Genomic DNA, 22,628 nt, shown 5'->3' on the forward strand with positions numbered 1-22,628 from the left:
TAATACTTAACCTAATAACATAACATATTAAGGGGGATGATAATGCGTGCACTGCAATTATTTGATGAGCGCCGGCTTGAAATCACTCATATTGCCCCGCCACCACCACCCGGCCCCAATGAAGTAACAGTGCGTATAAAAGCTGTTGCTCTTAATCATATTGATGTATGGGGATGGCGGGGTATGGCCTTTGCTAAAAGAAAAATGCCACTCATAATTGGTGCAGAAGCTTCTGGTGAAGTTGTTCAATTAGGGGATAATGTTGAAAATTTACAACTTGAGCAAATCGTTTCAATTTATGGTGCACACACCTGTGGAGTATGCAAAGCCTGCCATGAAGGACGTGATAATCTTTGCAGTCATGTAAAAGGCATCTACGGTTTTCATCTTGACGGCTTTGCCTGCGAGTTTGTAAATTTACCAGCGCGTCTATTAGTTCCCGCTCCTGCGAAATGTAATGAACTGCAAGCAGCTGTTGCTCCAATTACTTTTGGCACGGTAGAGCATATGCTTTTCGATAACGCAAAACTACAAGCAGAAGAAACAATTCTGATACAGGCAGGTGGTTCTGGTATAGGTTCAGCGGCCATTCAACTGGCAAAACATATGAGCTGTACAGTTATCACAACTGTCGGTTCAGATGAAAAAATTGCAAAAGCAAAATCTCTTGGAGCGGATTACGTTATTAATTACTGTAAAGATCGTTTTGAAGGTGTCGTACGTAAACTAACCAAAAAACAAGGTGTTGATGTTGTTTTTGAGCATGTAGGAGCCAATACATGGAACGGTTCTCTGTTGTGTATGAAACGAGGAGCGCGCTTAGTAACATGTGGTTCTACCTCTGGAGTTACAGCACCACTAAATCTCATGCAGTTGTTCCAACAACAATTTAAGATATTTGGTTCTTTTGGCTGCCGTGTAAAAAATATGCAAAACGCCATGCAGAAAATGGCACAAGGAGTTGTACACCCTGTCATTGATACAATTGTTCAATTTGAAGAAATTGATACAGCCTTAAAACGAATGGAAAGCCGTAATGTTTTTGGTAAAATTATTCTTAAAATGGATTAAATCATAATGAAGTTTTATATTAAAATTTTTATGTATCACATTAAAATCATAGCTAAAAATTCATTTTATTGGTTATGGGCACATCTGCTCATCAGCGCTTTATTCATTTTAAAACATTTTCCTGCTTATATCGGATTTTCTTTTTTTTCTTGGTTTGCAAAAACATTCGGTCCCCTTTTCTCTCGTCATCAAATCGCACTTACGAACCTTAGAGCAGCATATCCAGAAAAAACAGAAAAAGAACTCCATGCAATTGCAATAGAAATGTGGGAGAATATAGGGCTGTGCTTAGCTGAATATATTTTTCTTGATAAAATTTTTGACTTTGATCCTCGTGCAGAGAAGCCAGGTCTTATTGAGGTTAAAGGCGCTGAAATATTTGAGAGATTAAAAAATGAAAAAAAACCGCACATTTTTTTCACAGCCCATACCGGAAACTTCGAACTTCTCCCTATATGCGCACAAAGTTTTGATGTAAATGTTACAGTATTATTTAGATCACCCAATAATCCCTATATTGCAAAACGCATCCTTAAAGCTCGACAAGCTTTAATGGGACATCTCGTCCCATCCAAAGCTGGTGCAGCTTGGGCATTGGCCACTAAGTTAGCAGAAGGTGAAAATGTTGGCATGCTTGTTGATCAAAAATTTCGCCGAGGTGTTTTGGGAACATTTTTCAACAGACCACTTAAAACAAACCCCTTAATTATAAAACTTGCACGACAATATGATTGTGATATTTATCCAGCGCGCAGCATCCGTTTAGCTAAAGGACGCCATCGTTTAGAGTTGTATGAACGTATAAAGCTTCCACTTGATGAAAAAAATGAAATTGATATAGCTGCTTCCACGCAAAAATTAAATGATATTGTTGAAAGTTGGGTACGTGAATATCCAGGGCAATGGATGTGGTTACACAGACGTTGGGATAGCTAACCCATTCATCTCGTTTGCAGAGGAGCTAAAAATGTTAGCGTCAAAAGATATCAAAGATCTTACCGCAGTTGTTGCAGCATTACGAGATCGTGACGGCGATTATATCTGGAATATAAACAAACTTTTGAATCCCTCATCCCTTATATGCTTGAAGAAGTTTACGAAGTTATCGATGCCATTGAACAGAAAAACCGACTGGATCTTTGCGATGAACTCGGTGAATTTCTTCTACAAGTGGTCTACCATGCTAGGATTGCACAAAAAGAAGGCAGCTTTGCTTTTGATGATGTTGTTTATGCGATTACGGAAAAAATGATTCGTCGCCACCCTCACATTTTTGTGGCAATGCAGAGCAAAAAACGTGGTTTTTTAGAAGATAAATGGGAGCGTATAAAAAATAGAACAAGCTGAACAAAAAAATACTCCGAAGAAGTAAGCTTACTAACCAATTCTGCAATAAACACTCTTGCAAAAGTGAAAAAGATTCAGCCAGCAAATGATCAGGAAGCGTTCGCTTGTTTTACAAAAAGAAACTGCTAAAGTGAGGGTTGATTGGCATGAAAGCCATAAAATCTTTGCAAAAATCGAAAAAGAACTTAATGAACTCAACGATGCAATCAAAAATGACAAAACATCAGATATAGAAGAAGAATTGGGCAATCTCTACTTTACCCTATTTAATCTCGCACGTCATTTAAATATTGATTCACAAAAAGCACTTAAAAAAACAAATACAAAATTCTGAAATTCATTTTACCTATAGTGAAGAAAGTATATCTGCTCAATCGAAAAAACTAGCTGACGCAATCCTTGAACGAAATGGAAATTCTTTGGAATAAGGATAAAAATGCAAAGTAAGGAAAACTCCGGCTTGGATCAACCTAAAAAATCAAGAAAATTCTTGACTCACTAAATGTAATCTTACCGAAATCAATCAAGCTTCATATCTCTCGTTTAATTGACTTTGCAAAGCAGGACGAAGTTCCACTGATTCACCGCATCCGCATGCTGAGACTTGATTTGGATTCTTGAATACAAAACCGGAACGAAGTGTTGTCACTTCATAATCTATCTGTGTTCCTAATAAAAATAAGACTGCATCATGTGCTATAAAAACACGAGCACCGTTAACTTCAACAACATCTGCGTCTGGAACCTCTTCTTTTATAAGAGTAATTGTATATTCCATTCCTGCGCAGCCGCCTTTCTTGATACCAATAAGAATACCACGCGCATCTTTTGCGTCCATAACCGCTTTAACACGATCCATTGCGGCTTGCGTCAAATTTACTACCGAAAAACGACTCATCGTCTACTCTTTTCTTATTAAACAAATACTGTAGTATCTCATCTACAATATTTTATTATCTGGTATACAAAAAACAAAACAAAAAGACATAAATTGAAATGCTTTGATTTTTTCTTATCAGAACAAAAACCACATATCCAAAAATTTGGATTTTTGCTGTTTTTGTTATCCACATTAATAGCTCTCTTTAAAAAATCAAAAACGGAAAAAAAAAGCACTTCAATACTGCGTATCAGCTACAATACTTGTAAAGGTATTCACCTTTTTGTTAGATTCTCGATGGATAAACAGAAACATTAAAAGAATATTATTTTTCTCTCATATTTAATAGATCCTCTAAAATGCCACTTGTCTAGAAGCATAAAACTTTTCTCATCTTTACCCACGTAAAATAGTGAAACAAATATATGCGTATGAGCACTATAAAATCAAAAAATAATCAAAAGAGCTTGACAGCTTTATTCCGTATCCTGAATCAACAAAGAAAAATTAACGTGCAAAATTTTGTTTTTATTCGAATAAGCTTTTTTTTAAATGGCAAAAGCATTTTAGATTTTATTCTGTTCATTTTTCTCTTGCCTTTAAAGAAACAGTCGTTTAGTCGTTTTGCACAGTTCGGAGCGTAGCGCAGCCTGGTAGCGCACTTGACTGGGGGTCAAGGGGTCGTGGGTTCAAATCCCGCCGCTCCGACCATTTTTTCCCTCAAAGATATCAGTAAATCGAGAATGTGCTTATTGTATTGTCTACAAGATATGCGGAACGTTTTGAAAATCTACTTCATTTCCTTCAATGTAAACGATACACAGCTAGGATTACTATCTCAATTAGAGATAGACAACTTTTATTCAAACAAGTTCGTCAATAGAACATAAAAACGCGAGACCTTTGTCTCGCGTCACTTTATTCTTTAAAAAACTTTATAATTATTTGGCTCGCCCATTTTCTAAATTTATTTTAGGCATACTATGATCATTAACATTTTTTGCAACATTTGCAACAGATGACGACGCCTGAACAACTATCTTTTTGGGTTTTAGTTCAGCCGGCATTTCTCTTTTAAGCTGAATATGAAGAAGGCCATCGCCAAGTTCTGCTCCAATAACCTTAACATGATCAGCCAAATGAAAACGCCGCTCAAAAGCACGCGAAGCAATGCCTCGGTAAAGAAACTCTCGTTCTTCATCGTCATTTTCAGATGTTCTCTCACCCTTAACGATTAGCTGGTTGCAATGTGTTTCGATATCAATTTCATCCTGAGAAAAACCGGCAACAGCCATAGAAATTCTATAAGAATCCTCAGTTAAACGCTCAATATTGTACGGTGGATAAGAAGAAACATCATCCGGTTGTGTTCTAGAATCAAACCAGTTAAAAAGATGATCAAAACCTACTGTTGAACGATAAAATGGTGAAAAATCTACTTGACGCATAATATTGCCCTCCTTTAGAGCGACTATGATTGACTCACAACGTTCCCAAATGGCCAACCTGCCAGTGAACCACGCGGTCCCAGTAAATGGCAACCGCACTCCTTATTTGGGAATTGTTCTTTCCTATTTCAACTCTTTTTCACTTTAATTCATCAAAACATACGAAAACAACATAACTGTTTCTTAACCCCTCATCATCATTATATTAATGTAAGTTCTCTTCCCCTTTCAGTTTACACTAATAAGTTGTAAAAGACACTATAAGGATTCTAATTGGAAATACCTCTTTATCCTACAGACTGGGGTTCCCCTCTTCCCGATATCCACAATAGCTATCTTAAAACAGCTATTGATCGCAAAATTCGTTTTGCAATAACGCATCCCAAAATGGAAAAAGCCAAGGGAACCATTGTTATTCTCAAAAGCTATGCAAATGCTTTAGAAGAATATTTCCTACCAATGAATGAAATTTCGAACCGCGGTTTTTATACAACAATATTTGATTGGTTTGATCACGAAGGATTTCAACCCTATAAACGAAAAAAGACTCGACATAATTATTTTGATATTAATAATGATATTAATGACTTAAGTGAATTTCTTAAAAATATTGTTTATCATGATTGTCCGCCACCTTACTATATGCTAACCTATGGTATAGGTGGATTAATAGCACTTAGTGGATTGGATCTTATTAACCATAAATTTAATAGAATGCTCTGCGTTTCTCCCCTTTTTGCTCCATTCGGCAATAAAACAAATAGCTTTCCGCATAAATTAACACAGCTTCTTTCCGATATAGGTCTTGGATTCTTACCAGCTAAAGGTGGAAAAAAATTAAAACAAAAAAAACCACAATTTTTTCACACCAATGAAGCACCTTTATCCCCTGGTTTCCTTATAAAACCTCCTACATCTCGATGGATGGCATCAGTACTTAATGCAATTGATAGAATGAAAAAGAACATCCTTAATGGTCATTTACAACTCCCAACACTGTTTGTTCTTGCCAATCAAAATAATATTGCCAATAACATTGAAGTGCGCCAATTATGTCAACATACGCATCTGACAGACAGTATTACAATTACGGGGGCTGAACTCGATACAATCATGCATGAAGAAGATTACCAAAAACAATTTTGGGCTGCGTTTGATGCATTTATTCCCGGTAACATGCCATAAGATAACATCTTTTAACAAGATCGTAATTTAGAAGGGGACAACAGAGTAAATGAAAAAATCTTAAAATGTTTAAACGCTATAATCGGTTAATTATGGTTGGGTGGTTATTAGAGATAACACCCTTAAGAAACCTGAATAGATGAAAGAATCCAGGAGCAAATGCAGACATGATCGCGATAAGAAAAGCTCTCTTAGAATGTAGAATGCCAATCTCTTATTGATACCAATCTAAAAACTAAACACTTAAGCTTCAATATATGCTTCATTGGATCTTGCATAGTTCAAACGAGTTTCCATGATAAAAAAAGAAATTGCTATATGGAGACTTAAAAGCCCAGAACCTTCCCATTTTTCAGCCTCATTGCAGTCATTCCTAAACAAAATATCAAAAAGCACTTAAATAATTCTATAGAGTTAATCTCAATTTGCAAAAAATGACAATGATTGACAGAACAATCTTGATACACCACGATACAGTCACCCAAATCAAAATAGAGAAGCTCTGTTCTTAATCTCTTACAGAAAAACTTTGTTTTCACGTTATGTCATAGAAAAATAAAAATTTTTATTTATTTAAGGAAAATCAAATATTCTAAAAATCAACAGCTATAAAAACTCCCCCTCCTGTCACTTCTCAAAAAATAGTAAACCAACATAACATCCTTCTCATCTCCTAATAGAGACGGTTTCTAAAATGAACATTCCCATAAGCCCTTCCGTAAAGCTCTAATCAAGATAAAAAGGAAAACAAAAAGAAATAGAATTTGTGATTAATCGCGCTTAAAATGCTCAACATTGCTCCTTCTTTAATGTCACATACATTTCGAATTTAACTAACTCACAACTCATATTCTGTATTTTTGAAAAATATTTAAGAATTAACCATTTTGTCATTTATTCCAATTATGAGTATTTTACCACTTTTTTTATAAATACTCTATATTGTATAATTAATGCGGCAAAAAACTCTGACGAATGGAGTAATTGGAAGATAATCATGAAACGAATCCTGCTCGCAGAAGATGATAACGATATGCGCCGCTTTCTAGCAAAGGCCTTAGAACGTGCAGGTTACGAAGTTGCTGATTTCGATAATGGTGTTAGCGCATATGAACGTTTACAAGAAGAACCATTTTCTCTTCTACTTACTGATATTGTGATGCCAGAAATGGATGGAATCGAACTAGCACGACGTGCTACTGAAATTGATCCTGATTTACGAGTGATGTTCATTACAGGCTTTGCAGCAGTTGCACTCAATTCAAATAGCGATGCCCCTCCTGATGCAAAAGTGCTTTCTAAGCCATTTCACTTGCGTGAGCTCGTTAATGAAGTTGAAAAAATACTTATAGCTGCTTAGAAGGGATATTTTTTCAAGTTATTCGTAACTGGTTAAAGAGAAAATAAATTAGGCATTGACGTTTCCAATTCTATGTGGTGTATGCAATACCATTAATGGGCGTGTAGCTCAGCGGGAGAGCACTACGTTGACATCGTAGGGGTCACAGGTTCGATCCCTGTCACGCCCACCAGTTAATTTATATACCTTTTTAAAGATACGGGGTGCGTAAATAATAAGGGAATAGGATTTTCGAACGTAGTCCTAAAAAGGGCGTTCTTTTTTGCCAACTTTTTTAGCAATTGTTTGAATTCTGGTAAGTCCTGTTGTGAAAAACACTTCTAAAGTGCTAGCGAATTTGCCAACGATTTCACAGCTAAAATGGATTAGGCGATTTTATTAGAAAAACCTTTCTAAAAGCATTTTCTTCTGTTCTCAAGAATGTTTTTTCTCCTGATATAAGCTATATTACCCAATGATCTTTTTTTTCAATTTTTATTAGAGCAAAATTTTTTCCAAATAGTTGGATATAAAATTACAATGTAGCTATATTTTACAATCAAAGTTAAAAGAATGAAAAAATAGACACTGATTAATTTGGAGCACATCGATTCGTGCATAAAATCTCATCTGCATGACATTTTTGCGTGTAGCTAAGGAAAGCTGTTTACCTTTCCGATTTAGAAGTATCCAATAGCTTTACACGCAAAGCGATACAGAAACTAGACAAAGGGTTAAAGGAAAAATGCCAATGTGCTCTGTGTAAGAACTTATGAGGCATTTAATATACTCCCCCCCTGTTCGTTCAGAAACATTAATCTTCCATGTCACAAGATAAAAAAAGCAGTCAGAACATGAATAAACTGTATACGTTATTGAGCCTTCTGATTGAGGAAAGATCTTTAGCGAATCATACCACAAACACCTACTCAAAGGGACTTAGACAAGTTGCCTTGACAGCCCCTTCAAACAAAATTAACTGCTGACTTATTAAATCGAAAGAGACAAATTGTATCTTATCTGCACAGAAACACACGTTAAACTTTTAGAGTAGTAACACAGAAAATTTAGGGACGTGTTAACTCCTTATGAGCAACAGCTTTAAAGACGAAAAGAGATTGACTAGCATGTCCATGAATGGTGGAGCATTTTTGCAAATCCCAATCATAAAAAAGGTGATTTGTTGATTATTACCACTCTTCAATGACCAGTAAATATGGTTATAAACCGGATCAATCACACCTTACATCCCATCACGCAAACTTATCAAAAGTTGTAAAAACAGTTCGGTCAACATTTTCAAAACCCATCTGATAAAAGCCACCATCATCAACAAAAAAACGCATCACTGCTACAAAAGGCTATCGCTTCTGCACTCCTCGCACCGCGCTTGTCCTGTATCTTTTAGAAACTGAAGATAATCTTAGAGCCCCGAATAAAAGAACCTGCATAGATTGCCGAATGCATAAAGATGATTGGATTTGTTGTTTCTGTTGCCCCCTACAGTTTCATCATCAGGGAAGTCTTGGTAAAATTCTTCTCACCAACCATCCAATATATGGTATCACTCAAACCTGACCAATGCACGCGGTTTGGATGATCTGTTTTGTAGATTCACGGTTGCTTGGAAAAGCAAAGCGTGTATCACAGTTAAAGTCAATTAACGGATTTTTTTTAAGCTATAATTTTTTTTAAATACTATCGTTATGTGTAACATATTTATTGATAATTGTAACTTATTATATTGTATTGTATATGATATAAAATTTTTCAGTTTACTATGATAAAGGTATTTTAAAACAAAGGGTTAAAATCTCTTTTAGAAACAGGGGAAAGCAAAACTGATAACAAATTTCAGCAGTGAATAATACGACATTTGGATACTCCTGAAGCAGCCTCTCAATTAAGTGACCTCAATTTCCTAGGTTATAATTTCCATATGCTTAGAGGATTTATATCAACTCGCTACACAATACACGTTAATGAACCATGGTGTATTACATTTGAATTTATTAATGGCCATGCAACACGGATTAATCTGGAACAATACCATTAAGTTTTTTAAAAGGGGTTTTCCCCTATGATTATACACACTTAACCGCTGCTCTTCTCATCCAGGAGAAATTTTAGCTGAAGCCTTAGAACATTTAGACATCAGTAAAACTGAAACAAGCCCCTCTTCTACAAATATCATGCCAACACTTGCATGGTATTCTTAAAAGACAACGCCCTGTTATAGAAACAACCGCAAGCGCGTATTTGCAAATTGTTGGGCAATGAATCACCCTTATGGCTACGTATGCAAACAGCCTATAACGCTTGGTACGCTGACCATGAAATAGATGTCCGTGAAATTCCAGCACTACACGTTTCATAGTTTAAGTTCCAATACATCAATCTTGTAGGAATGAAGTTGGTGACCAAACTACAACTTTATCAAGCGACTTTTGATGGTTTTTTGCTCTTTTTTTCTTTTTACATTTCCCTGATTGCCTATTAAGCGCTTATGCTATTATCTCCGCATCTTCATCCTCACAAAAGCTTTCACTGAACACTGTTTAATGTCTTCGTTAAGGTTCATCTATCAGAGACTCACAACTCAGAGCGTTTTTAGGAATCCTCCCCTCTATAAAGCCATGTTTTCACTTGCGCTTTGGTACTGTAATCCGGCATTCTCAGGCATATCATAGTATTTCACCATCAAACTCCTCACACTCTCTCGTATTATCAGGGTATTCATAAAGATTGTAAAAATACTCTGCTACTCCCACTCCCCGTTGCAATAAACTTCTTGTGTATTTTTTGCATTTTCTGTTTACTTTTTGTTAAGAACAGATAGTTAAAAGTGTATTATATTACTCTCTAATTTCAAATTGGCTTATTTGCCTCAAACTTAACCATACAGAGCTACTTTGCACTTCATAAGCTGTAACAAAATCACTTGTTTGCTCTGTATGGTGCTTTTTTGTCGATTTTAAATACATATCTAATTCGATACTCTTGTGCAAAATAGAAATTCCACCACTTTGCGTACCCTTAATCTTCTTCACGCTTCCTCCAATACCCTTTAAAACCTTTTCCAATTCTTGCTTCTAAACAAAGCGTTAGTGGTTGTAAGTTCTCTCTTATCGCCTTGCTTTCATAGCTATTCAAAACAGGCCTTACAAACAACCCTCGCTCGTACCAAAAGATTGTTTTCTAAACCACGGCATAATCTCACAAACTCCCGCGTGCTTGAAAAAAACGTATCGGATCAGCTGAAGCTGTCTATCTTATCATATAAAATCAGTTTTACTGCTGTCATCAGGGACCATGCAGAAACATCTTCCAAAACCATTCCATAAATAAGCACCATCTCCTCATGATCAACATACTGAGATATTTTCAAACCATACGAAAGCATACGAATCGCCTTTGCGATATCCTCTTTCTCCGCTTTCACTGCAAGCAGTTCTTGAAGCCGATCACAAGCCTGTAAAGCAATCTCTTCCTGCTTTCGTTAACACACTACCGGCTTTGAAAACCAAGGGCAATCCCGAAGTCATCATGGCCCATCATGGCGTGAATATGCTTCAAAGTAATCCGAAATCCGATATCAAAGATGCTGTCTGAGATACGTTCACCAACGCTTTTTTGCTTTTGAGGGTAATTTCCATAATTTCCACCGCTTTTGCTAATGTTTTTCGTTTTCTCTAAATCCTCCATAGTCTTTCGCACCCAATTATGCCATGCTGTCTACCAATCAGTTTTGGTACATCCTCTCCTACCTGGATTTCCAATAATCCTGAAATTTAGCAATCTCGACTTTGACTTGCTCTGAAGACACCACCCGAATTAAAAAAATCGTAATCAGGTTCAAAATTATCAGGCAAACGACAGCCTCGATCTGTTCTAGACCGCTTGGCTTTTTTTGGGAACGTTCTCTTGCTCATGAAGGGATGGTTGATCTTGGGATAAGGTTTCGATTCGAGCTGATTACCTCTCATCGCCCACCATGGACCTTATATATAATTTTTCTATTATTTATTCTAAGATTGAACACTTAGAGAATAAGATTTTCTAAAGTCCCTACGAATTAAATCAGTCCCACCTTGAAAGGTGTTGTGTCATTACGATTAATGGGTAAGGTATTTTTTATGCTTTTAAATTCCGAACGAGCTAATTTGAAACTATTCATGTAGCCACCCTACAGAAAAGTGTTAGCAAATAGGCAGTCCACAATATAAAGATGATTTTATTGTTTATACTTGCATTCCTGTTGAGATAAAAAAACAAGTAATAATTACTTTGCAATATATGAATTTAAGTGCATCAGATGTCATCCCCACAACATTTTTGCATAGAGCCGTAAAATGGCTATTCTAAAGTGACATATCGAATAAAATTATTTGATAATGTAATATTTCTTTATTTTGAACATCTTATTCTAAATCAGAAAAAACTATTCAATCGCAAGCTAAAATAGAAATTAATCTGTGAATTGAAAAATAAGTTTTAAAATCAAACCTGCAAAACAGGAACAAATTAGGGGTGAGTGATAAATCTTCATCCATTACAAGTGGAGTGAAATTGCTGGAGCTATTTTATCTTAATTTAAATACATGTGATATCTGCAACATCTGACCATTTCCATAACAATACAACATTATGTTTCCATATGTTGTATCATAAGATAGACTTTGCTAGTTTAGATAGGGAATTGAGTTTTTTGTGATTACGATCACGTAAACTAAAATGGAAGTCTATGGACAGGCTTCATGTCTGATTTTTTTCGTATAATTTTCTATAATCTTATATGAAAGGAGTCTATAATTAGACCAGAAAAGGAGAAAACTATTTTGGACAAAAAAATAAGTTTTCTCGAGAATTTTTACTGTTTCAGTAGCTGAGAAAAATATATAATTTTGTCACAAGCGTCATATTAACCTTTTATTCCTTTTAAAAAAATTCCCCACCCTAAAATATGGTTACTGATTTAAACATAATTCTCAAAAAATGGTGAATTAAGACTTATTTTTGATTGGCATTCAAGTAATTTTATTAAAAACGTTTAGAAGTAGATTTAAATGATTGACCTTTTGCAAGAACTTTGTAAAAAAGCATATTCAGTTTGGAGGGGTGGCCGAGCGGTTTAAGGCACCGGTCTTGAAAACCGGCGTGCAGGAGACTGTACCGTGGGTTCGAATCCCACCCCCTCCGCCATTTTTACTTTTACTTGCACATAACTTATTGGCTGTACTTTGTCACCAGGTTTTGTATATTGTAATCTAAATTCATGGCAGATGTGCTTATGTGCTTAACACGCAGAACCTTGTAACAAAATTCAAGCAGCGTGGAATGAAATGGAAGTCGCGACAGACCGATTAAAATCATATCAATTACGAAGCACTTCTAAATTGAACGTGTAGACTGCTGATTGTGTTTCTGAAATAATCCCTGAAACTTCTCTTTGAAAGCTTGTGTAATATACCATGTACCTCTACGTATAACGCTGGTCCTAGAGCGCTTTTAGCTATTAAATGGTTGTTTTCATCAAAAGAAAAACTCCAATCAGAATTACCAAAAACGAGCGTACAGCTATCTGGAAAACCTATCGCATATATACTAAATCCTCTGAAGCGCTAAAAATATAACGCGGTGTTTTTTTCATCTTTCGCTCCTCACTTATTTCATATAAGAGGTTGCCTTACCCTCTTCCTCGAGATGTTGAAGCTCTTGTTTTAGTTTTTCAATTTTCTCGTCGCGTATTTTAATTTCCGCATCATATTTTTTAAGATCCGTAGCACATTGATCAATTATCGCTTTAGTTTCTATTAAAACCTTACGCTTTCTCTCTTCGAGTTCATCTTTAAGATTTTTAATCTGATTGCGATAATACAAAGCAAATCGAAATATGATCCCACTAAAAAGCAACAACACAACTAAAACTACCAATAAAACTTCATTCCAACTCATTTGATTTGAATCTCCATTAATTACTCTGACGACGATCATCACAACCTATCTTTTTAGCTTCGCACTTTTATCAAAAAAAGAAGGCAACAAGCCGCATGGGCTAAGTGTGATAAATCACTCTCAACATCTTTATCTTCTTCCCCAGCCCATGATAATAATGGTGTAAAGCAACTCCATAAAAATGGCTCTAATTCATACCCTTACGCCAATGTTTGCGCCGTATTTCTTTGCACCAAATTCCAGAATACGATCAATCTCAATCAAGGCTAACGGTGGGATGAGATCAACATGAGCTTTGCCAGCATCATTCTCGCTTGCTTCTTCTGCACCACCTTGTAATTTCCTATATGAAAAAATCATTTTTTTTCATAAAATCAAATTACATCCTCCGTGAATTCATATTTTTTCTACAGCCATGCTCATTTTAAGGCTGTAAAGTTTCAGTATGCACACACACCGCATAAACACCGGAACTTTCTACTAAGGCACCACGTTGAAGATATTTCCCTACCCCATAAAGCTTCTAAAAGACAAGCAACTGCCTCTCTTGAAGAAACACCATATTTTTCCCAATGCCATATTGTCCTAACCGCACCGCCATTTCGTTCAGCGTAAGATTAAGGCTTTTCTGCAATTGTTTTACATTTATCTCATTCATGAAATTAAGTATGCATTATGAGTATATATAGGAGATAAAAATGCTCGATAAAATAACAGACCAATCCTCTAGATTGATGAAAGCCCGTTTAGTACGTGGTTTTAGAAGCGCTAAAGAAGCAGCTAGATATTTTGGATGGAATTACTCTAGCTATATACAACATGAGCAAGGACTTAGAGGAATATCACGCGCATCTAAAAAATACGCAAAAGCATTTAGAATTAGTGAGGGATGGTTATTAACTGGAGAAGAAGGAGATGGCCCCTCTTTTCCAATCTCTACAGTCGGAAAACCTATTGAAGAGCAAATCATTGATCTGCTAAAGAAAACAAGTCAGACAGATAAGGAAACAATTCTTCACCTTTTAAATCGCCTAAATGACGATGAAAAAAAATGAAAGCTTTTTTCCTTTTATAACTAACATAAGAAATTAATTGCATTATTTAATTCCATATCATTTTTGTTTTCTTCATGATCCTTTCCTCTCTCCTTTTTGCAGAGAATCTTCTATTAATCAAAATCCTATAAAAGGAATTTTTATTACCTTGTCTGCTAAATACACATAACGAGTATTTTTGTTGATATGTATGCATTATGCATATTAAACATGTCTCCATATTTTAAGAATTAACCGTTGCCAATAGGCAAGTATGGAGGCTGTTGTGAGCAAACCTATTTCGATAAATTCAGATGAAATTTTCTTAGTTATGTGTCGTGATGAGGTAGAAAACATTGCTAAATCTCAATCGATTTTATCGACAATGCTGATAATGCTATTCAGATCTTTCGTATCGAACCAGAAACTAATCGTTGTGAAGACATCTCTGAACACATTGCCAAATTTTCTACATTAAAGAAAGAAAGGGAACGTGAGTATTTTGTGGCATCATAAATCACGACTTTATCCTACACAGCACGGCATATAGCTGTTTTTTAGATGATATTGCAAAACAACAATAGTGACTGATGCTGTTGTCTACGCTACAGACAAACAGCAACACCGTTTGCACTCTGTGATGTCATTTAAACTCTGAGGGCGTTTTTAAAAAAATGCCCCTCTTTATCAAACAAATCACAACACAAAATATCAACGCTTTTTCACAAGAACTGAGAAGGCAAAACATGCCTAATTAAGGAGAAAATGATAGATAAGGCGCTATCAGATGATATCATAGAGAATTCAAGGGAAGAGGAAAATGGTGCGGATGGAGGGACTCGAACCCCCACAGTCTCCCGCCAGAACCTAAATCTGGTGCGTCTACCAATTTCGCCACATCCGCTCAAATTTACAAACCTGTAACCTTATACAAGCAGTGTTTCTATAGCATTAATTAAAAAAAAAAAGCAAACAAATATATTCAAAAACCCAAATACATGCCGTTCTTACAAATTACAAAAAAAATCTATGCTTTTCAGACAGAACTGCTTCCGCTAAAAGAAAATTATACTAAATAAATTCAATACTCCAATTCATATCATCGTTGGGAGTCTAGCAGGTCGCAAAGCAAGTTGGCAAATCTCTCAATAAGGGATCCCCGTTATTTTGCATGAAATGCAGCTCCAAAAAAACCTGATGCTCATAAAACCGATAAGCTTGCAAAACTGGTCTGTTTAAATTCGTTCCGTTCTGATGATTCCTCAAAAAATGCCGTAAGCCTTCTACATACTGAAATACCATTAGCAAAATCCTTGATTATGAAGGCTGCAGATGCCAATAAGATACCAGCAAGAAGCGCACTTGCTATTGATCGCGATGGATTTTCAAAAACTGTTACGGCAGCACTCGAAAATCGCCCTCTTGTCACTATAAAACATGGAGAAATTCAAGAGATTCCTGAGGATTGACCTCACATTATCATTGCAACGGGTCCTCTTACCTCACCAAAACTCGCTACAGCAATTCAAACAATAACTGGAACAGAAGTACTTTCTTTTTTTGATGCTATCACGCACCTATACCGGATAGTATTGACATGGATATTTGTCGGAATCAACCGCGCTATAATAAAATCGGTTCTGAGCCAACAGGAAAGGATTATCTTAATTGTCCCCTTATAAAGAACAATATGAAGGCATTTGTTCAAGTGTTGAAAAATGCGAAAAAAACAGAATTCTGTGACTTTGAAAAAACACCCTATTTTGATGGGTGCTTACTACCCCAATCGAAGTTGTGGCTGAGCGTGGACTTGAAACCCTCAAGCATGATTGCATAAAATCTATGGATTTAACCAATGCTTATAATCCCACAGTTAAAGTTTACGCCCTTGTCCAATTACGCCAAGACAATAAGCTTGAAACCCTCTTACAATATGGTCGGCTTTCAAACAAAACTGAAATATTGTGAACAAATTCGCATTTTTAGAGTGATTTCTGATCTTGAAAAAGCAAAGTTCGCACGCCTTGGTGGGCGCTTTCACTGCAATACCTATCTCAACTCACCGATCATTCTTGATCAAACCCTTCCGTTTAGAACAAAGATCCCAACTACGGCTTTGCTGAGCAAATTACGGGGTGTGAAGGTTATGTAGAATTATCTGCAATAGGACTTCTCGCCGAACGTTTTGCCGCCGCTGAGTATAACCATAACTGCTCTTCCTTACCACCACCAGCTACCGCATTGGGAACTCTTTTGAACCATATTGGCAGACACCTTGTAGCTGAAGAGAAGAAACAGAAAGAAAATCCTTTTAATCAATGAATGTTAATTTTGGACTTTTCCCATCTATTGCTTGTGTTTATCAATCAGGAAAATGCTTGTTAAGCAAAAAAAATTAACAAAAAACAAATTATAACTGCTAGCGTTCTCGATAATTGTATTCAGTGGCTAACTGATGGAAAGAAAAATAGCCCTTAAATTACCCCCCCTAAACCAATTGTTATCTCTGTTTTTCATGAGATACATACTTAGCATCATCCTTCTGGACTGTTAGACAGATGTTATTATAACCCTAAACAAACAACAAAAAACTTTTTATGTTGCGAATATCTCAGCCAATAAACACTTAATATATATGATCTATCATTTATTATACAGTATAGAAGCTTCAAATTTTTTCTTACCACAAATAACCATTATAAAAACAAATCCAAAACACATTTCAATCATCAAAAACGGGTCATCATAGGAAATATACTGCAACAATAAAGGCAATCAAATCCCATCTATTGCTTGTGCTTATAGACATCAGCTTCCCAAACAATGCAGGCTGTTTCATTACGGCTATAATTTTTTCTACGCAGAAACATTGTAGCTCTCCGCATGACAAAAAGCTAAAGCTGCTCCTTACAATCCACACGATCTCCTACAGTCAAATATTTTATTTAAAAATGTTAAAACAAAAATATATTTCCGCATACAATGTTTTATGGGAACTCCAAAAACATCTTTTAAAGACATTGAAACAATTCAAGAAAAGCTATGTTACAAAACTTCACATGAAAAGCATGTAAAAAAACCCGCTTATAAATAAGCTGGGTTTTTTAGTGTAGCTCAACTTATTTTTTATTAACAGCTTCTTTAAGAGTTTTTCCTGCAGAAAATTTTGGTACAGAACGCGCTGGAATATTAATTTCAACGCCGGTCGAAGGATTACGCCCCTTTGTGGCAGCACGATGAGAAATTTCAAAAGAACCAAAACCTGGAAGACGAACATCTCCCCCTGACGCCAAAGCTTCTGTTACAGAAGCGATAAAAGCATCGATAACAGAACCAGCCTGTGCTTTCGAAACACCTGCCTTCTCAGCAACGGAACTAACCAATTCACTTTTATTCATTGAACATTTCCTTTCCCTATATTACCAGATGACACAACTTAATCATGTCACTGGTCAGTTTATTGAAAAGTACAGCAAACAGAAGTCTTATTTTTATTCAAAACATTGTTTTTTAGCAATAATCACAGTTATTCACGGATTTTTTTACTTTTTTTCAAAATAAACAGAGAAAAAATCACGAAAATTCCTTCTGGTTCTTTGAAAATACAGTAAAAACTAGAGAGTGAATCAGTGTGCAATCTGTATTCCTTCAGTATCGTTTTCTGTCCTGATGGGCACAGACACCGCAGAAGACTCTGTCCATTCAATAGGATCAGGGAAACGAACCAAAGCATGTTTAAGAACTTCACTCACATGACTTATTGGAATAATTTCCATGTTGTTTTTGACATCGTCGGGAATATCAATCAAATCTTTTGCATTTTCTTCAGGAATGAGCACTTTCTTTATACCTCCTCGAAGAGCTGCAAGTAATTTCTCTTTCAATCCGCCAATTGGTAAAACACGCCCCCGTAAAGTGATTTCGCCAGTCATCGCAATATCTTTATGTACAGCTATCCCCGTTAATACCGAAACAATTGCCGTTACCATTGCAATCCCAGCTGATGGCCCATCTTTTGGCGTAGCGCCTTCTGGAACATGAACATGGATATCACGCTTATCAAAAAGTGGTGGCTCAATACCAAAATCAAGAGCACGAAAACGCACATAAGACGCTGCTGCTGAAATTGATTCCTTCATGATATCACGCAAATTTCCAGTTACAGTCATTTTGCCTTTACCTGACATCATAACACCTTCAATGGTCAATAGCTCTCCCCCAACCTCGGTCCATGCAAGTCCAGTAACAATGCCAATTTGATTTTCACCTTCAATCTGTTTATAATGATAACGCTTAACACCCAAGAAGTCATTAATATTATTTTCTGTAATCTTTACAGATTTTTGCTGCGTTTTAAGAATTTTTGTAACCGATTTACGTGCCACCTTCATTAATTCACGCTCAAGATTCCGGACACCCGCTTCACGTGTGTAAAATTGAATAATCGACCTTATAGCACCATCAGAAACGTTGAACTCTTTTTTAGTCAAACAATGATCTTTCAATGCTTTTGGTAAAAGATGCTGTTTAACAATCTCCATTTTTTCACATTCAGTATAGCCAGCAATACGAATAATTTCCATCCGATCCATTAACGGCCCTGGAATATTAAGAGTATTGGCAGTTGTAATAAACATGACATCAGAAAGATCATATTCCACTTCCAAATAATGATCAATAAAAGTACCATTTTGTTCAGGATCAAGCACCTCCAATAAAGCTGATGAAGGATCTCCACGGAAATCTTGCCCCATTTTATCAATTTCATCAAGCAAGAAAAGCGGATTAGATTTTTTAGCTTTTTTCATAGACTGAATAATTTTTCCGGGCATAGAGCCAATATATGTCCGGCGATGCCCACGAATCTCTGCTTCATCGCGCACACCTCCTAAGGAGATACGAACATATTCACGTCCCGTCGCTCTTGCAATAGAGCGAGCAAGTGATGTTTTTCCTACACCAGGAGGACCTAACAAACAAATAATAGGACCTTTTATTTTTGATGCCCGACTCTGTACTGCTAAATATTCAACAATTCGCTCCTTGACTTTTTCAAGACCAAAATGTTCATTATTCATGATTTTTTCAGCAAAGTCTAAATTGTTTTTAATCTTCGACTTTTTACCCCAAGGCATTGATAATAACCAATCAAGATAGTTACGCACAACTGTTGCCTCTGCAGATATAGGAGACATATTCCGTAATTTTCTGAATTCTGCCCCAGCCTTTTCGCGCGCTTCCTTTGAAAGTTTTGTCTTCGTGATACGTTCTTCTAACTCAGAGAGCTCATCGCGGCTATCATCACCACCTCCTAACTCTTTTTGAATAGCCTTCATCTGCTCATTGAGATAATATTCTCTTTGGTTTTTTTCCATTTGCCGTTTAACATGGGAACGAATACGCTTCTCAACCTGCAAAACAGAAATCTCTCCTTCCATGAAAGAAAGAACACGTTCAAGGCGATCACGCACAGGTAATAGTGCTAATATTTCTTGCTTTTCTGAAAGTTTAATCATCAAATGGGAAGCAATAGTATCGGCAAGCTTAGAAGGATTATCAATCTGGCTAATCGCATTGACGATTTCAGGAGAAATTTTTTTATTAAGCTTTACATAATTTTCAAAATAAGCAATCACCGACCTTGAAAGAGCTTCAATCTCAACATCATTTTTCCTAGGTTCCTCTGTAACAGTTGCACAAGCCTGATGATAATCTTCATTTGTCATAAATTGGCTAATTCTTGCACGCGCAGTCCCCTCAACCAAAACCTTTACAGTTCCATCAGGAAGCTTTAAAAGTTGAAGGATATTAGCAAATGTACCAATATCATAAATATCTTCCGATTTTGGATCATCATCAGAAGCATTTTTTTGCGTCACCAATAATATCTGTTTATCAACCGCCATCGTTTCTTCAAGAGCGCGAATTGATTTTTCTCGACCTACAAAAAGTGGAACAATCATATGTGGGAAGACAACGATATCACGAAGAGGTAAAACAGCGTAAACTTCTCCTCCTACCCCATCCGTCTTTTCATCAATATACTGCATAATTCTCCTTTCTGGAGCCTATGATCAATCCGCTACACAAGCCACCCTTAGAAAAGCCTCCAGCTCTCCACAATAGATGAAGTGGTGACTGGAAACATATAAATCAAGCATTATGAATATAACATCCAGAAACATCTATCCTCAAATGGTGTTTATTACCACTTCTCATATCGTATAATAATATCATGCCGATACATTTTCTTTATCTTCTACACGTTCTGAGTAAATGTAAAGAGGACGTGCTTTCCCATCAACGACATCACTCGAAATAACCACTTTTTGAACGCCTTCAAGAGTCGGAAGTTCAAACATAGTCTCAAGAAGTATCTTTTCCATAATAGAGCGTAAGCCACGCGCACCAGTTTTACGCTCAATCGCCTTCTTGGCAATGACCCGTAAAGCATCTTCATGAAATGCTAATTCGACATTTTCCATCTCAAAAAGACGCTGATATTGCTTCACTAACGCATTTTTTGGTTGTGACAAAATTTGAACAAGCGCATTAACATCTAAATCTTCTAAGGTAGCTACAATGGGAAGACGACCAATAAATTCTGGTATCAAACCGAATTTTATAAGATCTTCAGGCTCTAAGTCACGAAAAATCTCACCAACACAACGCTCATCAGGTGCTTTAACGGTAGCAGAAAAACCAATAGAAGTTTTCTCACCACGTCCTGAAATAATCCGCTCTAAACCAGCAAAAGCACCTCCACAAATAAATAAAATATTTGTTGTATTAACCTGAAGAAATTCTTGCTGTGGATGCTTACGCCCACCCTGAGGAGGAACAGAAGCAATTGTTCCTTCCATAATTTTTAACAACGCTTGCTGAACACCTTCTCCTGAAACATCTCTTGTAATAGAAGGATTGTCAGCCTTACGAGAAATCTTATCGACCTCATCAATATACACAATGCCACGCTGTGCACGTTCAACATTATAGTCAGCAGCTTGAAGAAGCTTTAGAATAATATTTTCAACATCTTCACCCACATAGCCTGCTTCAGTCAAAGTAGTCGCATCTGCCATCGTAAAAGGGACATCGATAATACGTGCCAATGTTTGTGCTAGATAAGTTTTACCACATCCCGTTGGACCAACAAGAAGAATGTTCGATTTCGCTAACTCAATATCATTGCTTTTAGACTGATGCGCCAGCCGTTTATAATGATTATGAACAGCAACAGAAAGAACGCGCTTTGCATGCTGCTGACCAATAACGTAATCGTCAAGAACTGTTATAATTTCCTGTGGAGTAGGAACACCATCACGCGCCTTAATCCCAGAAGATTTATTTTCTTCACGAATAATATCCATGCAAAGCTCTACGCATTCATCACAGATGAATACAGTAGGCCCCGCGATAAGCTTACGCACTTCATGCTGACTTTTGCCGCAGAACGAGCAATAGAGAGTATTTTTTGATTCGCTCCCGCTATTGCCAATTTTGCTCATTTTACTTTCCTTTCACCAGGATATATGAAGCCTTCATCTTTTTAAAGGAGGTTTTTCATAACGATAACTACAAGACATATATAAAATCATGTGTGTCATAATATCATCTTTAAGTGGTTTTCTCTTATTCTCGCGATATTTTTTAAAACTCTTTATTTAAGTATCTGATTTTTTCTATAAAAACTCTTAATCTTTTTCTTCTTTTTCAGTTTCTGCGCGATACTGTATAACGTCATCAACTAAACCAAATTGCTTAGCTTCTTCCGCTGTCATAAAATGATCACGATCGAGAGTCCTCTCAATAACCTCATAATCCTGACCCGTATGTTGAACATAAATCTCATTTAAACGCCGTTTCATCTTTATAATATCTTGCGCATGCCGTTCAATATCTGAAGCCTGACCTTGAAAACCACCAGACGGTTGATGCACCATAATACGTGCATTCGGCAATGTAAAACGATGACCTTTCGCTCCAGCCGTTAAAAGTAATGATCCCATAGATGCTGCCTGCCCCATGCAAAGCGTAGAAACAGGAGGACGAATAAACTGCATAGTATCATAAATTGCCATACCAGATGTTACTACACCACCTGGCGAATTTATATAAAGACTAATTTCTTTCTTAGGATTTTCTGCTTCTAAGAAAAGCAATTGCGCACAAACAAGCATTGCCATGCTATCTTCAACGGGCCCATTAATAAAAATGATCCGCTCTTTTAAAAGACGGGAAAAAATATCATAGGCCCGCTCGCCGCGATTAGTCTGTTCAATAACCATAGGAACAAGACTTAATGCTGTTTTCATTGGATTACTCATGTTTTTACTTCCGTTCATATAACAATCGTTCTTCACGCATTT

The 22,628-nt window shown here is 36.5% G+C and carries 18 protein-coding genes, 4 tRNA genes and 6 pseudogenes; 12 read left to right on the top strand and 16 right to left on the bottom strand.

Features of this window, described 5'->3' with window-relative positions; translation table 11 throughout:
- Nucleotides 1–42: 42 nt before the first annotated feature.
- The 3 genes and pseudogenes from MF1_RS03640 (at nucleotide 43) to mazG (ending at nucleotide 2,865) form a co-directional block, all read left to right on the top strand.
- Nucleotides 43–1,071, top strand: coding sequence for a zinc-binding dehydrogenase (locus tag MF1_RS03640; RefSeq protein WP_161510491.1), 1,029 nt, complete (start codon nucleotides 43–45; stop codon nucleotides 1,069–1,071).
- A 6-nt stretch (nucleotides 1,072–1,077) separates the two neighbouring features.
- Nucleotides 1,078–2,007, top strand: coding sequence for a lipid A biosynthesis lauroyl acyltransferase (locus tag MF1_RS03645; protein WP_161510492.1), 930 nt, complete (start codon nucleotides 1,078–1,080; stop codon nucleotides 2,005–2,007).
- Nucleotides 2,008–2,038: 31 nt separating this feature from the next.
- Nucleotides 2,039–2,865, top strand: a pseudogene (gene mazG, locus MF1_RS03650) (nucleoside triphosphate pyrophosphohydrolase).
- Nucleotides 2,866–2,941: 76 nt separating this feature from the next.
- On the opposite strand, the gene MF1_RS03655 reads toward mazG, so the two are convergent.
- The gene (locus MF1_RS03655; RefSeq protein ID WP_042995363.1) at nucleotides 2,942–3,316 is read right to left on the bottom strand and encodes an iron-sulfur cluster assembly accessory protein; all 375 of its coding nucleotides are present in this window, start codon (nucleotides 3,314–3,316) and stop codon (nucleotides 2,942–2,944) included.
- A 616-nt stretch (nucleotides 3,317–3,932) separates the two neighbouring features.
- Between MF1_RS03655 and MF1_RS03660 the strand changes: the two genes are divergently transcribed.
- Nucleotides 3,933–4,009 (top strand) — tRNA-Pro (locus MF1_RS03660).
- A gap of 230 nt (nucleotides 4,010–4,239) precedes the next feature.
- On the opposite strand, the gene MF1_RS03665 is transcribed toward MF1_RS03660, so the two are convergent.
- Nucleotides 4,240–4,746 (bottom strand): Hsp20 family protein, encoded by a 507-nt coding sequence (locus tag MF1_RS03665; protein ID WP_014923997.1) that lies wholly within the window; start codon nucleotides 4,744–4,746, stop codon nucleotides 4,240–4,242.
- Between the two features lie 273 nt (nucleotides 4,747–5,019).
- Here MF1_RS03665 and MF1_RS03670 point away from each other — a divergent pair, with 273 nt between their 5' ends.
- From MF1_RS03670 to MF1_RS03680, 3 genes are all read left to right on the top strand, one after another.
- A complete protein-coding gene (locus MF1_RS03670; protein ID WP_161510493.1) occupies nucleotides 5,020–5,931 on the top strand; it encodes a serine aminopeptidase domain-containing protein in 912 nt (303 codons plus the stop codon).
- 997 nt (nucleotides 5,932–6,928) lie between these two features.
- The gene (gene cpdR, locus MF1_RS03675) at nucleotides 6,929–7,291 is read left to right on the top strand and encodes a cell cycle two-component system response regulator CpdR (protein ID WP_011179292.1); all 363 of its coding nucleotides are present in this window, start codon (nucleotides 6,929–6,931) and stop codon (nucleotides 7,289–7,291) included.
- A gap of 97 nt (nucleotides 7,292–7,388) precedes the next feature.
- Nucleotides 7,389–7,463 (top strand) — tRNA-Val (locus tag MF1_RS03680).
- Nucleotides 7,464–8,400: 937 nt separating this feature from the next.
- Here the strand turns inward: MF1_RS03680 and MF1_RS07235 are convergent.
- Nucleotides 8,401–8,875: pseudogene (locus tag MF1_RS07235) on the bottom strand (hypothetical protein); the annotation flags it as partial.
- 175 nt (nucleotides 8,876–9,050) lie between these two features.
- Here MF1_RS07235 and MF1_RS03685 point away from each other — a divergent pair.
- Nucleotides 9,051–9,326, top strand: a pseudogene (locus MF1_RS03685) (type II toxin-antitoxin system RelE/ParE family toxin).
- A gap of 456 nt (nucleotides 9,327–9,782) precedes the next feature.
- Here MF1_RS03685 and MF1_RS06860 read toward each other — a convergent pair.
- The 4 genes and pseudogenes from MF1_RS06860 to MF1_RS03700 form a co-directional block, all read right to left on the bottom strand.
- Nucleotides 9,783–10,078 (bottom strand): annotated as a pseudogene (locus tag MF1_RS06860) (hypothetical protein).
- A gap of 47 nt (nucleotides 10,079–10,125) precedes the next feature.
- Nucleotides 10,126–10,353: a hypothetical protein gene (locus MF1_RS06605; protein WP_050998750.1), complete on the bottom strand. Its 228-nt coding sequence runs from the start codon at nucleotides 10,351–10,353 to the stop codon at nucleotides 10,126–10,128.
- Nucleotides 10,354–10,523: 170 nt separating this feature from the next.
- Nucleotides 10,524–10,712, bottom strand: a complete 189-nt coding sequence (locus tag MF1_RS06665; RefSeq protein WP_197738330.1) for a hypothetical protein — start codon at nucleotides 10,710–10,712, stop codon at nucleotides 10,524–10,526.
- Nucleotides 10,713–10,777: 65 nt separating this feature from the next.
- Nucleotides 10,778–10,987, bottom strand: a complete 210-nt coding sequence (locus tag MF1_RS03700; protein WP_014923995.1) for a hypothetical protein — start codon at nucleotides 10,985–10,987, stop codon at nucleotides 10,778–10,780.
- A 1,395-nt stretch (nucleotides 10,988–12,382) separates the two neighbouring features.
- On the opposite strand from MF1_RS03700, the gene MF1_RS03705 reads away from it, so the two are divergent.
- Nucleotides 12,383–12,472: transfer RNA gene (locus tag MF1_RS03705), tRNA-Ser, on the top strand.
- Nucleotides 12,473–12,934: 462 nt separating this feature from the next.
- Here MF1_RS03705 and MF1_RS03710 read toward each other — a convergent pair.
- The 4 genes and pseudogenes from MF1_RS03710 to MF1_RS07160 all read right to left on the bottom strand — a co-directional run bounded on the left by MF1_RS03710 (nucleotide 12,935) and on the right by MF1_RS07160 (nucleotide 13,883).
- Nucleotides 12,935–13,264 (bottom strand): hypothetical protein, encoded by a 330-nt coding sequence (locus MF1_RS03710; RefSeq protein WP_240532103.1) that lies wholly within the window; start codon nucleotides 13,262–13,264, stop codon nucleotides 12,935–12,937.
- Nucleotides 13,265–13,278: 14 nt separating this feature from the next.
- Nucleotides 13,279–13,338: pseudogene (locus MF1_RS07180) on the bottom strand (hypothetical protein); the annotation flags it as partial.
- 79 nt (nucleotides 13,339–13,417) lie between these two features.
- Entirely contained in the window at nucleotides 13,418–13,585 is a 168-nt protein-coding gene (locus tag MF1_RS07155; protein ID WP_342212004.1) for a dATP/dGTP diphosphohydrolase domain-containing protein, read from the bottom strand.
- 163 nt (nucleotides 13,586–13,748) lie between these two features.
- Nucleotides 13,749–13,883: a hypothetical protein gene (locus MF1_RS07160; RefSeq protein WP_342212005.1), complete on the bottom strand. Its 135-nt coding sequence runs from the start codon at nucleotides 13,881–13,883 to the stop codon at nucleotides 13,749–13,751.
- 40 nt (nucleotides 13,884–13,923) lie between these two features.
- Between MF1_RS07160 and MF1_RS03725 the strand changes: the two genes are divergently transcribed.
- Nucleotides 13,924–14,280, top strand: a complete 357-nt coding sequence (locus MF1_RS03725) for a helix-turn-helix transcriptional regulator (protein WP_161510494.1) — start codon at nucleotides 13,924–13,926, stop codon at nucleotides 14,278–14,280.
- Nucleotides 14,281–15,080: 800 nt separating this feature from the next.
- Here MF1_RS03725 and MF1_RS03730 read toward each other — a convergent pair.
- Nucleotides 15,081–15,163, bottom strand: a tRNA-Leu gene (locus MF1_RS03730).
- A gap of 322 nt (nucleotides 15,164–15,485) precedes the next feature.
- On the opposite strand from MF1_RS03730, the gene MF1_RS06875 reads away from it, so the two are divergent.
- Both MF1_RS06875 and MF1_RS06880 read left to right on the top strand, forming a co-directional pair.
- Nucleotides 15,486–15,728, top strand: coding sequence for an FAD-dependent oxidoreductase (locus tag MF1_RS06875; protein ID WP_244614196.1), 243 nt, complete (start codon nucleotides 15,486–15,488; stop codon nucleotides 15,726–15,728).
- 128 nt (nucleotides 15,729–15,856) lie between these two features.
- A pseudogene (locus tag MF1_RS06880) lies at nucleotides 15,857–16,411 on the top strand (FAD-dependent oxidoreductase).
- A 967-nt stretch (nucleotides 16,412–17,378) separates the two neighbouring features.
- Here MF1_RS06880 and MF1_RS03740 read toward each other — a convergent pair.
- The 4 genes from MF1_RS03740 to clpP form a co-directional block, all read right to left on the bottom strand.
- A complete protein-coding gene (locus MF1_RS03740; protein WP_011179291.1) occupies nucleotides 17,379–17,657 on the bottom strand; it encodes an HU family DNA-binding protein in 279 nt (92 codons plus the stop codon).
- 228 nt (nucleotides 17,658–17,885) lie between these two features.
- Nucleotides 17,886–20,309: an endopeptidase La gene (lon, locus tag MF1_RS03745; RefSeq protein WP_014923991.1), complete on the bottom strand. Its 2,424-nt coding sequence runs from the start codon at nucleotides 20,307–20,309 to the stop codon at nucleotides 17,886–17,888.
- Between the two features lie 183 nt (nucleotides 20,310–20,492).
- Nucleotides 20,493–21,767 carry an ATP-dependent Clp protease ATP-binding subunit ClpX gene (clpX, locus tag MF1_RS03750; RefSeq protein ID WP_011179289.1) on the bottom strand — a complete coding sequence of 425 codons (1,275 nt, stop codon included), beginning with the start codon at nucleotides 21,765–21,767 and terminating at the stop codon, nucleotides 20,493–20,495.
- A 186-nt stretch (nucleotides 21,768–21,953) separates the two neighbouring features.
- Entirely contained in the window at nucleotides 21,954–22,586 is a 633-nt protein-coding gene (gene clpP, locus MF1_RS03755) for an ATP-dependent Clp endopeptidase proteolytic subunit ClpP (RefSeq protein ID WP_011179288.1), read from the bottom strand.
- Nucleotides 22,587–22,628 lie beyond the last annotated feature (42 nt).

Origin of the sequence: Bartonella quintana, from assembly GCF_009936175.1 — a bacterium.
GTDB classification, from domain to species: Bacteria; Pseudomonadota; Alphaproteobacteria; order Rhizobiales; family Rhizobiaceae; genus Bartonella; species Bartonella quintana.

Coding starts and splice junctions, on each gene's coding strand:
- MF1_RS03640 (WP_161510491.1), top strand. CDS start 43: ATGCGTGCACTGCAATTATTTGATGAGCGCCGGCTTGAAATCACTCAT.
- MF1_RS03645 (WP_161510492.1), top strand. CDS start 1,078: ATGAAGTTTTATATTAAAATTTTTATGTATCACATTAAAATCATAGCT.
- MF1_RS03655 (WP_042995363.1), bottom strand. CDS start 3,316: ATGAGTCGTTTTTCGGTAGTAAATTTGACGCAAGCCGCAATGGATCGT.
- MF1_RS03665 (WP_014923997.1), bottom strand. CDS start 4,746: ATGCGTCAAGTAGATTTTTCACCATTTTATCGTTCAACAGTAGGTTTT.
- cpdR (WP_011179292.1), top strand. CDS start 6,929: ATGAAACGAATCCTGCTCGCAGAAGATGATAACGATATGCGCCGCTTT.
- MF1_RS03710 (WP_240532103.1), bottom strand. CDS start 13,264: ATGATCGTCGTCAGAGTAATTAATGGAGATTCAAATCAAATGAGTTGG.
- MF1_RS07155 (WP_342212004.1), bottom strand. CDS start 13,585: ATGATTTTTTCATATAGGAAATTACAAGGTGGTGCAGAAGAAGCAAGC.
- MF1_RS07160 (WP_342212005.1), bottom strand. CDS start 13,883: ATGAATGAGATAAATGTAAAACAATTGCAGAAAAGCCTTAATCTTACG.
- MF1_RS03725 (WP_161510494.1), top strand. CDS start 13,924: ATGCTCGATAAAATAACAGACCAATCCTCTAGATTGATGAAAGCCCGT.
- MF1_RS03740 (WP_011179291.1), bottom strand. CDS start 17,657: ATGAATAAAAGTGAATTGGTTAGTTCCGTTGCTGAGAAGGCAGGTGTT.
- lon (WP_014923991.1), bottom strand. CDS start 20,309: ATGCAGTATATTGATGAAAAGACGGATGGGGTAGGAGGAGAAGTTTAC.
- clpX (WP_011179289.1), bottom strand. CDS start 21,767: ATGAGCAAAATTGGCAATAGCGGGAGCGAATCAAAAAATACTCTCTAT.
- clpP (WP_011179288.1), bottom strand. CDS start 22,586: ATGAGTAATCCAATGAAAACAGCATTAAGTCTTGTTCCTATGGTTATT.